The following is a 15487-nucleotide window of genomic DNA, read 5'->3' on the forward strand; positions in this document are numbered from 1 at the left end:
GTTTTCAGTTCTGTTTATAATCGTCATTTCAATAGTCTTTACATTTCAACTATCTATCGGACCCTGTTCGTTGTCGTACTGTACAGACCGATCAGCGCGCCCGTGAATCCACCGGCCACGTCCGTCGATAGGATGTCGCCCGACACGGTGTTGCCGATATTCCGGAAGGCTCCTTTCCCCACGGCATAAGCAAACTGATAGGCGTCGCCGGCTGCTTTTACCTGCAGCTGCACCTTGGCATTCAGATTGATTTTCTCTTTGGCCAGGATCCGGGTGCTGCCATTTTCGCTTCTGGCAAGGACGATATGGTCCTCGTTATCGAGCTTGGTGACACCCAGCACATAATGGTATTTTTCACTTTGCAGACAGGTGATGCCTGCCAGGTGTGAATCCGAGGCCGGCACGTAGTCCAGCGATACACTGCTCTCAAAATTTTTGTGCTGCTGCCGATAAAATAAGGCCGAAATTGGTTTTTGCTCGCTGATATCCACGGCGTACGGCCTGAAGACCATGCCCTTGTCCGTTGCCTGCAAAAATTTCTCACGGGTACCGCGCAGGGCAACCCAGCGGTGATCCAGCGCTGTGGCGGTCAGCGGATCGGTGAACGTAAAATTGCCGTTGGGAAAGTAGCCCCGGGCATGGGTCTTGTTGTTGACGCCCGCAGGCATTCGCACACTGGGTTTGAGGGCCTTCATTCCCCCTTCAAAGACCGGCCATTCACCCGACCAGTCGACCGGCAGGATAAAAGTTTCGCGGCCCGTGTTGACCCTTTTTACTTCATTGGGCCTGACACCCAGAAACACGCCAAACCAGGATCCGTCCGGTCCTTCGACCAGATCCGCGTGTCCAGCCCATTCCACTGGGTTAGGCCTACTTTTGTCCAGATGGCGTTGGGAGAGTATCGGATTTTTGGGCGCAGGGGTATAAGGTCCTGCGACATGGTCACTCGAGAAGATCACTTCACTGTGATCGCTGCCTGTGCCGCCCTCGGCACACATCAGGTAGTACTTGTCATCTTTTTTGTAAATATGCGGTCCTTCGATCCAGATGGGATTTTCAGCCGGATGGACTCCACCGTCCACCAGGATCCGGTCACTTCCTGGGATGACCTGATCCTTTTCGGTATCATATGCCCAGAGTTTGATCACGCGGTGGCCCTCATAGCGCTGTTTGCCTTTATCCGGCGCATCGTTATGGACGACATAAGCTTTGCCGTCATCATCAAAAAACAGGGCTGGATCAATGCCGTCAAAATCCAGCTTGACCGGATCGGACCAGTTTCCCGCTTTGGGGTCTTTGGTCTTGACGACCATATTCCCGATACCCGAGGCGATCTGTGTCGTGATCATGTAAAACGTGTCGTTGTGCCGGTTGTACACGATATCTGGGGCATATATTCCCGCACTGATACCTGCCGACTGCACCTTCAGTTGCGATTCACGGTCCAGAACATGCCCCAGCTGTGTCCAGTTGACCAAATCCACAGAGTGGAAAATAGGCACCCCCGGGAACATCGAAAAGGAGGAATTCACCAGGTAATAGTCATTACCTTTGCGTGTAATGCTCGGATCGGGATAACATCCCTGTAGAATGGGCGAATAGAACTGCCCCGGTTTTAATGGATTTTCTTTGTAAACTGCATCTTCGCCTTTATAGACAAAATCCGAAAATACAGGTCCAGAGACGCGATCTCCCTGTAACTTTCGTTTATGCTCTTTTGTATTAAATGCTGTTAATGTAGCAAATATCACTACGGACATGCCCAGCATCGTTTTCCCCTTCCGCTTTAACATGATTGGTTTATTTATAATTTGGTGTATTTGCCTACAAACATAGTTTTAAGTGTATAGGCAACAATTAAAATTTGTAACAAAAACATTTCAATTTGTTACCACATCCTTTCTTCTTTCTCCATTGCCCTTTTACGGCACTCTGGACGGTCTCGCAGTAAAAAAAATTGCGCCCGGTCCAGTTAATTATGATGCTTGAGATCCAGCCTGATTTTTTTCAGTTCGTCCAGTTCGTGCACAGGGCGTTCCAGTGCAGCCGGAATCGGCATCTTGGAGAAGGTCTGAAAATACAGCAAGCAGGCATCACGCCACCATACCGCGTCCCGCGCCTGAATTTTTAGTTTGGACTGCACCTCCTGAAAGCGCTGTGTATCCATTTTCCCTTCCAGGCTATCCCATTGCCGCTGAAAACCACGCACCTGATCCACACCCTGCTGATATGCATAGCAGAGGTTGTCCCATAGGGAACGGCCGTTTTTCATACGATGCTTCCAGGGCACATGGTGAAACCAGAGCAGGTATTGTTCGGGGCAGCTACCGATCTGGCCAAATTGCTCGCGGAGCGGACTGCGGTATTGTGCTACGGCATTGCTCCCCGTGGCCGTCCGGTCAAATCCGATACCCAGCAAATCCGCGTTATGATAGTACCAGGGCATCCAGTCCGGCCTTCCGCCGGGAATATCGCCCCAGGGCTCCGGTCCATAATGATGCTCAAAAGCAAAAATATGGTGCAGACCCAGCGGCATCATATAGTTGACCACAGCCTCTCGGGATTCCACCATCAGTTCCGACAGCGGATTGACTAGGGCCGGATCCGGCGAGAAGGTCATCGAGAGCCACTCCCGCGCCAGGCTATTGCTGGACAGTCCGGTATTCCAGGCCAGCCTTCCAAAGGCGTACCAGTTGGCCTGGGCAAAATGATGGCCGCACCAGTTGCGGTCCTCACCGATATTGGCCACACCCGCAATAGCCGACACCAGATGCGGCCCCCGCTGCGTTATCCCCGCTACTGTGCCAGCCTCGGAGCGGGAATAGGTCTGGGCATCCAGTGTTTCCTTAAACAGCGGTGCCAGGTAGACCAGGTGGTTGGAGAAGCCCAGGTATTCCTGCGTAATCTGGAATTCGACCATCTGGCTGGTTTTGGGCATCGCGCCAAACAGCGGGTTGAACGGTTCACGCGGCTGGAAATCGATGGGCCCATTTTTGATTTGAAGGATCACGTTGTCGTCAAACTGGCCATCCAGGGGTACAAACTCCTGATACGCCTGTTTAGCCCGGTCCTCCGCCGTGGGGTTGTATACAAACGCCCGCCATAGCACGAGGCCCCGGTGCGGTCTGAGTGCTGCGGCCAGCATATTGGCTCCATCGGCATGCGTACGGCCATAGTCCTGCGGTCCGGGCTGCCCCTCCGAATTGGCTTTGACCAGAAAGCCGCCAAAGTCCGGTATCAACCGGTAGATCTCGTCGGCCTTGTCCTTCCACCAGCCTGCCACCACCGGACGGAGCGGATCCGAATCCGGCAGATTTCCCAGCAGTGCGGGAGCGGAAAAATTAATGGACAGAAATACGCGGATCCCGTAGGGCCGAAAAATATCGGCCAAAGTCTTTACCTTTTCCAGGTAGTCGGCACGCAGGATCAGCGGCGATGCATTGACATTGTTGAGCACAACGGCGTTGATCCCGATCGAGGCATTTGCCCGTGCATACTCGCGGTACCGCGGTGAAATTACACCGGGGAGCTCTTCCCATTTCCAGAGCGAATGCCCTGCATAGCCACGCTCGACCGTGCCATCCAGATTATCCCAGTGGTTGAGCATCCGTAGTGCATAGCTGGGCTTTTCGCTAATGTCGAGTCCCTGCATCGCCGCGCCTTGCTGCTGTAACCGCAGCAGGTGAAAAGCCCCGTACAGGAGCCCAGTGCTATTACCCGCACTGATCACCGTTTTGCTGCCCAGCGAGCGGATCCGGTATCCGTCCGGCTGCCACTTTGGCCACTTTTTGTCCAGCTGCAGATCCACATCTCCCCGGCGCCAGTAGTCCTGTAGCTCCGCCGCTGCCGTACTGGCCACCGCATCCCGGTACGGGCAGTGGATCTTACGGAATGCAGCCTCACTGGCGGTTACCCTGGCATAGCGCAGCCACAGCTGGCTGCCGTCCTCGGCTTGGCACAGCTGATGGCAGAGGATCCCCAGTAGACAGACGATATACCAGACGATATTCCCCATCAGCTGCCCTCCACGGTTAGGATACGACCATCCGCATCGTAGTCGATCTCCACCACTTTCATGCTACGCAACCATGTCCGCCCGCCCGAAGGCACCGAATCGTGGTGAAACAGATACCAGCGTCCCTCAAATTCGAGGATACTGTGGTGTGTGGTCCAGCCCACTACCGGCGTCAGAATGACTCCCTGATAGGTAAAAGGACCATAAGGGTTGTCCCCTATCGCGTAGCACAGCAGGTGGCTGTCGCCCGTAGAATAAGAAAAATAGTATTTACCCTGATAGCAGTGCATCCACGAAGCCTCAAAAAAACGGCGGTCGATATCACCCTGCAACAGGGGCTGGCCCTTTTCGTCGAGGATCAGCAGGTCCCGGGGCTCCTCGGCAAACTGCAGCATATCGTCCGACAGGCGCACGACCTTTGGAGATAATGCCGGTTGCCCTGCCTCCGGAAGCTGCCCGGGCATGGTCAGCTTGTTGTTGCGGTAATACTGCAGCTGGCCGCCCCAGATACCGCCAAAGTACAAATAGTGCTGTCCATTGTCTTCAAAAGCGCAGGGATCAATGCTATAGCTGCCGCGGATGGGATCAGGGCAAGGCACAAACGGCCCCTCCGGCCGGTCACTGACGGCCACGCCAAGGCGGAAGATATCATTTTTGTCTTTCAGCGAAAAGTAGAGGTAGTACTTTCCGTCCTTATGCGCCACATCCGAATCCCAGAGCTGCCTTCCCGACCAGGGGATATCGCCCACGGACAAGATACGGCCGTGGTCGGTCGCCTCGGCATCTACCGAGCTCAGTGAAAAGGCATGATAATCCTGCATGTCAAAATGGTCGCCATTATCGTTTTCGGCGATGCCACTCTCACGGTCGTGGGACGGATAAATATAGATTTTACCCTCAAATACATGCGCTGACGGGTCAGCCATATAGTCTTTAGGAAATAAGTAACGTGCTTGCTTTTTCATGTTTATATCTGTTCAGTTCATTTATATTTATTTGGTGGCCATGTCTATCAAGTCCTGCACAAAAGGCTTGGGCTGATAGCTGCGGTCAAACAGCAAGGGATAATCCGTACGTCCGGGCACCGGCCAGTTGTTTTTCCAGGAGTCGCCATCTGTGACACCCCAGACCGTGACGCGGTCGATTTTGTCTCGGTGTTTGAGAAACAGCGCAAAGAAGTCCTTGTAGCGCTGCGCCAGCTGCTGTTCCTTATCCGCGGGTAATCCCTTGGCGTATGGGTTCAGCTGTTTGTCGTATTTGAAATGGGTGCTGACCTCGGCACCCATGGTCTGCCGCGGCGAGGGAAGCACTGAAATATCCATTTCAGTGATCATAACCTTCACACCGAGGGCCGCAAAAGCCAGGAGGCTATCTTCAAAGTCCGATACCTTGGGATGATCGATATTCAGATGGCCCTGCATGCCGATGCCATCGACCCTGACCCCTTGCTGCTGCAGCTGGCGAACCATGCTGACCACGCCTTTCCGCTTTCCTTCCAGGAACATGGAGTAATCGTTGTAATAGAGCTGTGCCTGAGGGTCTGCCTCGCGGGCAAACTGGAAGGCCAGGCGCACAAAGTCCTCACCGATGATGTCATAAAACTTGCTCCTACGCCATTCGCCGTTGTCGAGAATAGACTCGTTGACCACATCCCAGCCCTTGATCCGTCCCTTGTAGCGGGACACGACGGTATGGATATGCCTGCGCATGCGTTCGATCAGTACCTCGCGGGATACGTCCCGGCCGTCTTTGCCTTTAAAAAACCAAGCCGGCGCCTGCGAATGCCAGATCAGCGTATGACCGATCAGGCGCATGCCATGCTTTTCGCCATATTCCACAAAGCGGTCGGCATCCTTGAAGTTAAACTCGCCCTCACGGGGCTGCAGGTACATGGCTTTCATGCAATTTTCGGCAGTGAGCGCGTTAAACTGACTTTCGATCAGTGGCATGGCCTTCTTGTCCCGCTCATAAATCTGTTTGAGACTGAGCGCTGTGCCGACGTCAAACTTGTCAGCAAAAGCAGCTTTTAGCGTTCCGCGCTGTGCGGCCTGCTGTGCCAACAGGCCCGGGCCCGACAGCAGCATACATCCCGCGATCAGCATCGCCAGCTTTTTTGTTGTATTCATACGTAAATTAGCTATTTGATCAGGTGTCCGCTTTCATGTGTCTCCATGAAACGTCCACCTTGTTATTCAATTCAGTTCATTTCAAATGATTATCTGGGTGCATAGCGTAGCTGTTTTTAAGATTGTTCAGGGCTTTTGCTGGCTGATGTGCGCCGCAGGTGGAGCTCCGCCTGTAAATCTTCATTAACCTGCTTGGTGATCGGATAAAACAGCAGGGCCACCACCCCGACCAGAAAGGTCATCGCCGGAATCACGCTGGCACTCAGCCGGATGCCCAGTATCGCCTGTTCATTCTGAACCGTGTTTGCCACAAAACCGAATGCGTCGATAAACGAGCCGCAGAGCGCCCCGCCAATACCCAGTCCGGCTTTTAACGCAAAGACAATTCCGGCAAACACAAATCCCGTTGCCCGGCGGTGGTTTTTCCACTCCGAGAAATCCGCCACGTCCCCCATCATCGCCCAGAGCAGTGGTATGGTCGGTGCATAGGCCAAGCTTTTCAGGATATTGATCACAAACAGGCTGCCGATAGCATCTGCCGGCACCAAAAAGAGCATAGCCGTAAAAATGGCGGTCAATGCCAGGCAGACGATAAAGACATTGCGCTTACCGAAGATACCCGACAGCCAGCGGGACAAGAAGATCACGCCCAGCAGCGTGACCAGCTGGCCCACCATATTGAAAAAGCTAAAGCCTACCGCAAATACCTGTCCGGGACTATAGACAATCAACCCGAAGGCATCCAATATGCGGTGTCCAAGCCCCGTTTCAGCCGCCACATCCCTGGCCAGACCAAACTGTGCCATAAAGGCAAACAGCGCTTCCTTATCCACATAATAATTGAAGAAGTAAGACATGCTGCTTCCCCAGAGCGCCAAGGTGATGAACAGGAATAAAGTCAGCACAAACATCGCTTTCCAAGGGCGGCAGGAGAAGATGTCGCGAAAGTCCTGACGGACCGAACTCGTCTGTCCCACCGGCGGGGTGATACGTTCGCGTGCCGACAAAAAGGCCACCAGCAGCAGGACGAAGGCCACAGCTGCATAGATCATGATGGTATACATCCAGCCACTGGCCGCGTCGCCATCACCGAGCTTGGCCACCAGAGGCAGGGTGAGTCCCTGGACCACAAAGGTCGCGATGGTCGCCGTCACAAAACGTATGGACGATATGCTCGTACGCTCCTTGATGTCGCTGGTCATCACGCCACCCAGCGAAGCATACGGCGTGTTGTTGAACGAATAGATCGACATCAGCAGCGTGTAGGTAATACCCGCATACCATATTTTTCCACGTTCCTCCAAGTCAGGTGTTGTAAAAGAAAGGACAAAAAACACCGCAAAAGGCAGCGCAGTCCAGAGCACCCAAGGGCGGTACTTGCCCCAGCGGGTATGCGTACGGTCGGCGAGAATACCCGCCAGAGGGTCCACAAAGGCATCGAATACCCTTGCAAACAGCAGTATAAAACCAGCTGTGGTCGCTTTTATGCCGAATACATCGGTATAAAAGAACAGCTGAAACATCATCATCATCTGGAAGACGAGGTTGGCCGAGCCATCCCCCATGCTGTAACCTACCTTTTCCCAGAAACCAACCTTTTGTGTTTTTGCATTCATATATTAAATCATGTGTATAATCATTCATTTTTAGCAGGCATTTGCGCTGCCTGTGCTGTTTATCCCTATCGGTCCCTAGTTCGCGGGACTTTGCGCCGCACTCTCCCGCGGTCCCAGGTACGAAGGCTTGAGCCCGCCCAGGTCGATGAGGACGCGCTGCAGGACAATGCCCTGATCCAGGAAGCGGATTTTAAGCGTATGCTCCCCTGGCAGCAGGCTGTGGACCGAAACACTTTCGATGATGCGGCGTGCCTGCCACTGGCCCAGTTCCCCTTTGTAGTGGCCGTTAAAGTTGACCAGCGTTTCGGGGCCGCCGTCTATGGATATGGCATAGCGCAGCCCGCGGTTTCCATTGAAGTTCAGCGTGGGCGACAGCAGTGCGATGACTTTCGCTTCGCGCTTTTCCTTCACGCGAATCCTGTATTCCAAAGCCGTATTATCCCCCAAGCTGGCCGTGACCGGCAGTGTTGTCATGGCTGACACGGTCTTTCCGAGGTCAGGGATTTCCGTCCATTGAATGCCCGGAGCGCTGCTTGCTGCCGCATAGCTTGCCGCTTCCATAGCGATATAGCCGTCTGCCTCGACAAATACCCTTGATACAGAAGCAGTAGCGGGTTCCGGCAGATAGCGAACCGTGGGCATGATCGCCCGTGGTGGCTCGTTCCAGCTGCTGTAGCCGATACGCACCTGATCCATCATGTGCTGCCATTTGCCGCCGGCGATCTTATGGTTGTAGTGGTCGCTGAACAGGGAATCACGCCGGAAGCAGGCTTTTACCTTGTCGGCCCAGTCATTTGCCTTACGGTCATTTCTTGCGTAGCAGTATTCGTTCATGGCTTTGGCATGGTACATTTCATACAGGTTGGCGCAGGCATTGATCGGAAATACCACGAGCTGGTCGAACGCATCCTTCAGCGAATCCGGCAGCAGGTAATAAAGGCGCGAGGCTTCCATGGCCAGCGTTTTATAGTCGTTGACGACGCTGTCAAACTCGTTATAATGAGTGAGACTAAATGTCTTTTCGTTCAGCAATTCGGGTGTGACCCGATGGTTATATTTGCTGTAGCGGTTGATCAGTCCGGCGGCATCGGCCGCATAAGCCTCGCCAAACTGCTGCCGGCACCACTGCTCGGTATACGCCATCAGGTTGCCGGCATCAAAGCGGTCGGGATCCCAGGCCATATCCAGAAAAAATGAGATAGGAAATTCCATCGGCTTGAGATCGCCGACATTGACGATCCAAATGCGGTCCACGCCGTGCCGGTAGGTCAGGTTCATCTGCTCCCAGACACGCTGTATCTGCGACACATTGATCCATTTGGAATTGCGGGGGCCGCCTACATAGTCAAAGTGGTAATACATACCGTAACCGCCCGGGCGTGGCTTAGCATCCCGTTCGGGTAGCTTGCGGACATTGCCCCAGTTGTCGTCACAGAGCAGTAGCGTCACATCGTCCGGTACGCGCATTCCTTTGTCATAATAGTCCTGCACTTCTTTGTAGAGGGCCCATAGCTGCGGTGTTTCAGCAGCCGGCCGGCCCGTTGCCTTGCCGATCAGGCGGCGCTGGTCTCTGACGATCTGCTCGAGCAACCCGACATTCTGCTCTTCGCTCATGGGCTCATCTCCGTCGCCGCGCATGGCGATGGTAATGATGGACTCCCAGTCCCGCGCGCGCTGCATACCGCCGCGCCAGAATTCCTGCAGCCCCGCTTTATTCTTGGTATAATCCCAGCTGCCCCCATTTCCGTAGCGTTTCCATTCGGCCTGGGCCCTTGCCATCGGTTCGTGATGCGAGGTTCCCATCACGATGCCCATTTCATCTGCTAGCGGCCCATTGCGGGGATCATCATCGTAAAAGGCGCTCCCCCACATGGCCGGCCATAGGTAATTGGCCTTGAGCCGTAGCAGCAGTTCGAACACCTTTTCATAGAAATCCGCGTTAAACCCACCAAAAGTCGCTTTGGACCAGCCACTCAGCGCCGGAGCCTCATCGTTGAGGAAAATACCGCGGTACCTGACCTTTGGCTCCCCCTGTGTATAGACGCCGGGCTTGACATACAGCTGTGCCGCTTTGCGGACCGGCACATCCGCCCAGTAATACCAGGGCGACACGCCGATCTGGGCCGACAGCTCGTAAATGCCGTAGATGGTGCCGCGCTTGTCGCTGCCAGCGATGACCAGAGCCGATTCAAGCCCATCCAGGGGCTGCCTGATCACCGTCATGACAAACTTTTCCCGCTTTCCGGCCAGCTCTTTACTGTCCAGAAGGCCTTTACGGACAAGGCTGTCGATCAGCGCCGATTTGCCATAGGTACCGATAATTATTTTGGAGCGGCTCTGTTGCTGCTGGCCTGGATTATGGCCCGTGACGCGCACAAAGTCTTTTTTCAGATTATCGAAGGCCCGAAGTACCCCCTTATGGTCCTGGGGATCTACGAGCATGGGCAGCGGCAGGCCATCCTTGACCAGCGCCAGATAACCCGGCTGGGCATCCCGGACCACCAAGCCCGTCTTTACCGTATCCATTGTGCTATGGGACACAGCCTGGGTATTGCCTGCACAACAAAGCAGCACCGTCGCAGCCAGCAGCGCCTTGCCGTAGCGGTACCCGGTCAAAAGACCGGTACAGATCCGTGTAGCGGATAACTCCATTTTATTCAATAATAACATGATGACCTTATTTACAATTGGTATTTTTCCCTTTCCTGGGCTCAGCACATACAGCAACCTATCCCTGCGCAAGGCGGGCCCCTGGGATTCAGTACATTCCCCTATTCTGGAAAATCTAAAATTAGTAGTCCCAGGCAGTAGCGACATTCATATCTGTTACATTCCCTTTGGCCTTTGTTGCGTAAGAGCCCAGTCATGTTTCATATTTATTTCAATTTGTTTCATCAGCGCTAGAAACGGCGTTTACCGGGCCGCAAACGTTTTTTTGTTTTTAGGGTTGAGCAATAATATGTATCTTCAACACTTAAACCAATAAAACCAATGCGGAGGGATTTTTTTTCGACAGTCATCCTATTATTTGCTTTTGTACTCTATGCACATGGACAGGCCACACGTATTTATGACAATCGGGACTATGGCTTTGGCGAACTTTCTTCCAACCTCACCAGTAGTATCAGTCAGGACAAGCACGGTTACATCTGGACCGGCACCGAATATGGACTCAACAAATTTGACGGTACCCGTTTTGTGCAATATCTGCATGACGTGCAGGACAGTACCTCCATATCGAGCAACAATATTATCATTCTTTATCTGGACCGTGACAAAAGGCTGTGGGTAGGCTGCAACAACGGTTTGCAATACTATGATGAAAATATCGATCAGTTTGTCCGCATCCATTTTCCTAACCAGATCGCGCCGCACATCACGGATATCATCCATAAAAAAGACGGCCACATCTGGGTGGCCACTTCGGGCTGGGGCATCTTCGATATCCAGGTCGGCCGCAGACAGGCTGCATCGTTGCCGCGAATCAATTCGCAGGTAGGCGGCATGTTTGCCCGCAGCATCTTTGAAGACCAACACCGCGCGATCTGGGTAGCGGTGGACCGCGTGGGCGTATCGCGGATCTCGCCAGACCATAAGCAAGCCATGCGACTTGTATCCGACCTGCTGCCGCAGCCCAAGGGTGGCAATTACGACATCGTCGAGCAGGCCGATGGCAGGCTGTTATTTGCCTCCCCTTCCAGAATATGCCGTTATGATACGGCGAAAAACAGTTTTGAAGCAGTGGACTTCAAGGAAAAACTCCGGTCTACCGTAACGGAGATCCAGCTTTCCAAAACCATAAAAAACCATCTGCTGATCAGTACCGAGGGGGACGGTCTCTGGTATCTGGATCTGGGGCGGACGCCGTTGATCGCGGCCCCTGCCGAACTGCCTAATCTGGACAACGACTACCGGCAGGGGCGCATCCGTACGATTCTACAGGATCGCGAAAACAACCTCTGGCTCGGCTGGTTTCAGCGGGGACTGGTCTTTATTCCGGGGCAGAGCAAGCAGTTTGAATTCTGGCGCATCCTGAGCCGTGAAAAAACCGATCAAAAGAACATCACCGCGATCACCCGGGACCGGGAGGGCAGCATCTGGTATGCCTTGGAGCACGGCGGCATATTCAAAACTGATGCGCAAGGCAGCTCACACCGGCAAATAAATACCGTTCAGGATGTCACCCAACTCGAAACGGGGACAGACGGCACGATCTGGTTCAGTTCGTACGCCAAAGGCCTGGGGCGCATCGATCCGCATACTGGTAAAACCGATAATCTAAATATCTGCTCCAACAAACAGGTCAAAGCATTTGCCCTGGGCAGAAATAATAAAATCTATATCGCTACTTTCGGTGCCGGATTTGTCGAGTACGACAGCCAGACTGGAGTGTCGCGAATTTTCAGCATGAACACCGCCAATTCGACAAAAGGTGCACTGGCCAACGACTGGATTTCGGTTGTCCTGTGCGATCAGGATGGCCTCGTGTGGCTGGGACACCACAAAGGCATCAGCTGCTATGATCCTGTCCGCAACAGCTTCTCTGAGCAATTTACCGATCATAGGCTCTCCGAGCAGATCACGATCTCACTCCTCGAGGACCGAGCCGGCCATATCTGGGCGGGGACCTACAATGGGCTCTATCAAATTAATAAAAAAAATGGCAAGATCAGCAGTTATACCAGTAACAATGGACTGTCCAGCAATGTGATATCAGGTTTGGGCTGGGACCGCAAGGGCCATATCTGGTGCAGCACCTTCAAGGGAATCAACTGTCTGAATCCAACGTCGGGAAAAATCGTCAGCTATTATACAGGGGATGGACTAGTTGACCGGTCCTACAACCGCGGCGTTTTCTTCCAGGATAATGATGGGAAAATATACTATGGCGGCAGACAGGGCATTACCTCTTTTTTTCCCGAAAAGATTCAGTTGCAAACCTACTCCTATCCGGTGCTGATTACCAACCTCTATGTCAAAAATCAGCCGATCAAGCCGGACATGTCACCCAGCGGCAGCGTCATCTATCAGGGTGACCTGATGGCTGCAAACGCGTTTTTTTTTCACAACAACGACGACAGTTTTACCTTTGAACTGTCCACTATGGACTTCAACAGTCCCGAAAACGTCCACTACGAGTACCGCATCAAGGGCATCAACAAAAGCTGGAACGCCACACTTCCCGGAGTCAATCTGATTACCTACAACAACCTGTCTTCGGGGGAGCATGAGCTCGAGATACGGGCCTGTAAATTTGGCACCTATTCACCGAGCCGTACGGTGTTACTACATATCCTGCCGCCCTGGTACCTTAGCGGCACGGCCTATTTCGTATATTTCCTGCTGATTGCTGGTATCGTCTTCCTGATCAGCAAATACCTACGCGAGCGGCGGCTCGAACGTCTGCATGCGTTCAGACTACAGCTCTTTACCGATATCTCCCATGAGATCCGCTCGCCGCTGACCCTGGTGATGAGCCCGATCGACAAACTGATCAAGCATGCTCCAGATGCCCAGACGAGCTCGACGCTACAGAATATGAACCGCAATGCACAACGGATCCTCAGCTTGGTCAATCAGCTGCTCGACATCCGCAAGCTCGAAAGCGGACACCTGAACCTCAAGTTTGCCCGTGTCAATGCTGTGTACTATGTGAAGCAGGTCATCAAGGCCTTTGACGATCAGGCGCTGGCCCATCAGATCGAGCTGTCAGTACACAGCGAAGCCGATGAGATCCTGTTATGGATCGATGCGGGCAGCTTTGAAAAGATCATCCACAATATTGTGTCCAATGCGTTTAAGTTCACGCCGGACGGTGGGCAGATCAGGCTTTCTCTGGCCGTCCAAGCAGGGAAAAACGGGGGCGAAAGCCTACAGCTTGTTGTCACCGACACGGGGACCGGTATACCCGAGAGCGATATCCGACATGTGTTCAAGCGGTATTATCAGTCCACTTCGGGTGGGGCCGCTCAGCGTCAGGGCTCCGGCATCGGCCTGCATCTGACCAAAGTGCTGGTCGAGCTGCATGGTGGACGGGTACATGCCGAAAACAGAAAGGACAGCAGCGGCTGCCGCTTTGTGCTCAGCCTTCCGATGGGCCATAGACACCTTCGCAAGGAAGATCTGGTCGCCTTTCAGCCGCTGCATGCGCCTATTGAACAACAGTCTGAAAAAGTCGTCGTTGCTGATCAGCAGTTGTCCAAAAACGGCTACCAGAAGACAGGCTATAAGGTTCTGGTGGTCGATGACGACCGGGACATCCTGCAGTTTTTGCGTCAGGAGCTGGCCTGTGGCTATAAGGTTCTGGTTGCCGAAAATGGCAGCGAAGGATTTCAGCTCGCCTTGGCCGAGCAGCCCGACCTGATTATTTCTGACGTCGCCATGCCGGCCATGGACGGCTATACCTTAGTCAAGAAGATCAAGAGCAACAGCACCACCAACCATATACCGGTGATCCTACTGACGGCGCGCACCAATACAGAAGATCGTATGGAGGGCATCGGCCTGGGTGCAGATGCCTACCTGACCAAGCCTTTTATGGTTGACGAACTGCATCTGGTGGCCGGCAACCTGATCAAAAACCGCATGAAGGTGAAAGGGAAGTTTTCGGGAGCGCAACAGCAGGACGGCAAGGTGAAGACGATCAGCTTCAAATCCAGCGATGAACAACTGATGGAACGTATCCTCAGAACGGTCAACCAATATCTGGAAAATCCGGAGTTTAATGTGCAGTTTCTGGCTGATGAAGTCGGACTGAGCCGCGTACAGCTGCACCGCAAGGTGAAGTCCCTGACCGGCATCTCAACCGGCGAGTTTATCCGCAATATCAGGCTGCAACAGGCCGAAAAGCTACTGCTGGAGAAAAAGATGAATATCTCGCAGGTGGCCTATGCGCTCGGCTTCACCAATCAGACGCATTTCACTACGCTATTCAAGAAAATGTACGGACTGAGCCCGACCGACTATATCCAGCGGCACAGCTGCAAGGAAAAGCCTTCGACTTCGGATGTAAAAGAAAAGCACTTATAATTGCCGGCTGGTCGAATTAATGGGCTGAAACTGTTTGGGACGTTCATTTTTTGCGGCATGTGCCACGATCTCCTCAATTCGTTTTTGGCGCGTCTCGGGGCGACGGGCGAGCACGATCCAGTGTAACATCATCTTCCTGATGGATTTACTCAAGCTCAGAAAATAGGCTTTTGAACCTTCATATTGCACAAAGGCCGCCTCCAGATCGCTCGGAATGGTCAATGCCTCCACTGTATCAAGGATCGTCCAGGAGCCATTCTCCTTGGCGATTTGGATACACTCCAGTCCTGCCGCTGACATCAACTTGCTGTCGATCAGCTGCTGCACTTTCTCCTTGTTGATCTTTGACCAGGTACTGTTCGGCTTACGGCGGCTAAACAATTGCTTGAAGGTATGCGTGTCGATCGTCTTGCGGGTACTGTCGATCCAGCCAAAACAAAGCGCCTCATCCACCAACTCCGACCAGCTGACAGCCGGTAGCCCGGACTTTTTCGTATGGCAGATCACCCATACGGACTGTTCCTTCCTATGGTTGGTTTCTAACCAGTACCGCCATTCCGCCTGTGTGTAGATGGCTATGGATAACTTCTCTGCTGTGGTTTTCATTGGTTTGCCTCTCTTTATTTTCGTTGACCTCCATACAAAGATAGCCATTCCTCATGACAGCCGTATGTCCGGAGTGCCAGCTACTTCTTTTAGAA

At 53.2% G+C, this 15487-nt stretch carries 8 protein-coding genes; 1 reads left to right on the forward strand and 7 read right to left on the reverse strand.

Features of this window, described 5'->3' with window-relative positions:
* Positions 1-53 precede the first annotated feature (53 nt).
* The 6 genes from D7322_RS18550 to D7322_RS18575 all read right to left on the reverse strand — a co-directional run bounded on the left by D7322_RS18550 (position 54) and on the right by D7322_RS18575 (position 10427).
* The gene (locus tag D7322_RS18550; RefSeq protein WP_220700108.1) at positions 54-1793 is read right to left on the reverse strand and encodes a glycoside hydrolase family 43 protein; all 1740 of its coding nucleotides are present in this window, start codon (positions 1791-1793) and stop codon (positions 54-56) included.
* A gap of 179 nt (positions 1794-1972) precedes the next feature.
* Complete coding sequence (locus tag D7322_RS18555) at positions 1973-4015, reverse strand: alpha-glucuronidase (protein ID WP_121125737.1); 2043 nt, start codon at positions 4013-4015, stop codon at positions 1973-1975.
* Positions 4015-4980, reverse strand: a complete 966-nt coding sequence (locus tag D7322_RS18560) for a glycoside hydrolase family 43 protein (RefSeq protein ID WP_121125738.1) — start codon at positions 4978-4980, stop codon at positions 4015-4017. Before D7322_RS18560 ends, D7322_RS18555 begins: the two co-directional genes overlap by 1 nt.
* A 27-nt stretch (positions 4981-5007) precedes the next feature.
* Positions 5008-6141, reverse strand: a complete 1134-nt coding sequence (locus D7322_RS18565; protein ID WP_121125739.1) for an endo-1,4-beta-xylanase — start codon at positions 6139-6141, stop codon at positions 5008-5010.
* 116 nt (positions 6142-6257) lie between these two features.
* A complete protein-coding gene (locus D7322_RS18570) occupies positions 6258-7757 on the reverse strand; it encodes an MFS transporter (RefSeq protein ID WP_121125740.1) in 1500 nt (499 codons plus the stop codon).
* A 75-nt stretch (positions 7758-7832) separates the two neighbouring features.
* On the reverse strand, positions 7833-10427 hold the full coding sequence (locus D7322_RS18575) for a glycosyl hydrolase 115 family protein (RefSeq protein WP_245971378.1): 2595 nt from the start codon (positions 10425-10427) through the stop codon (positions 7833-7835).
* Between the two features lie 321 nt (positions 10428-10748).
* On the opposite strand from D7322_RS18575, the gene D7322_RS18580 reads away from it, so the two are divergent.
* Entirely contained in the window at positions 10749-14786 is a 4038-nt protein-coding gene (locus D7322_RS18580; protein ID WP_121125741.1) for a hybrid sensor histidine kinase/response regulator transcription factor, read from the forward strand.
* On the opposite strand, the gene D7322_RS18585 is transcribed toward D7322_RS18580, so the two are convergent.
* Positions 14781-15392, reverse strand: a complete 612-nt coding sequence (locus D7322_RS18585) for a YdeI/OmpD-associated family protein (protein ID WP_121125742.1) — start codon at positions 15390-15392, stop codon at positions 14781-14783. The genes D7322_RS18580 and D7322_RS18585 overlap by 6 nt on opposite strands.
* Positions 15393-15487: the final 95 nt, after the last annotated feature.

The organism is Sphingobacterium puteale, from assembly GCF_003627955.1.
Classification (GTDB): Bacteria; Bacteroidota; Bacteroidia; order Sphingobacteriales; family Sphingobacteriaceae; genus Sphingobacterium; species Sphingobacterium puteale.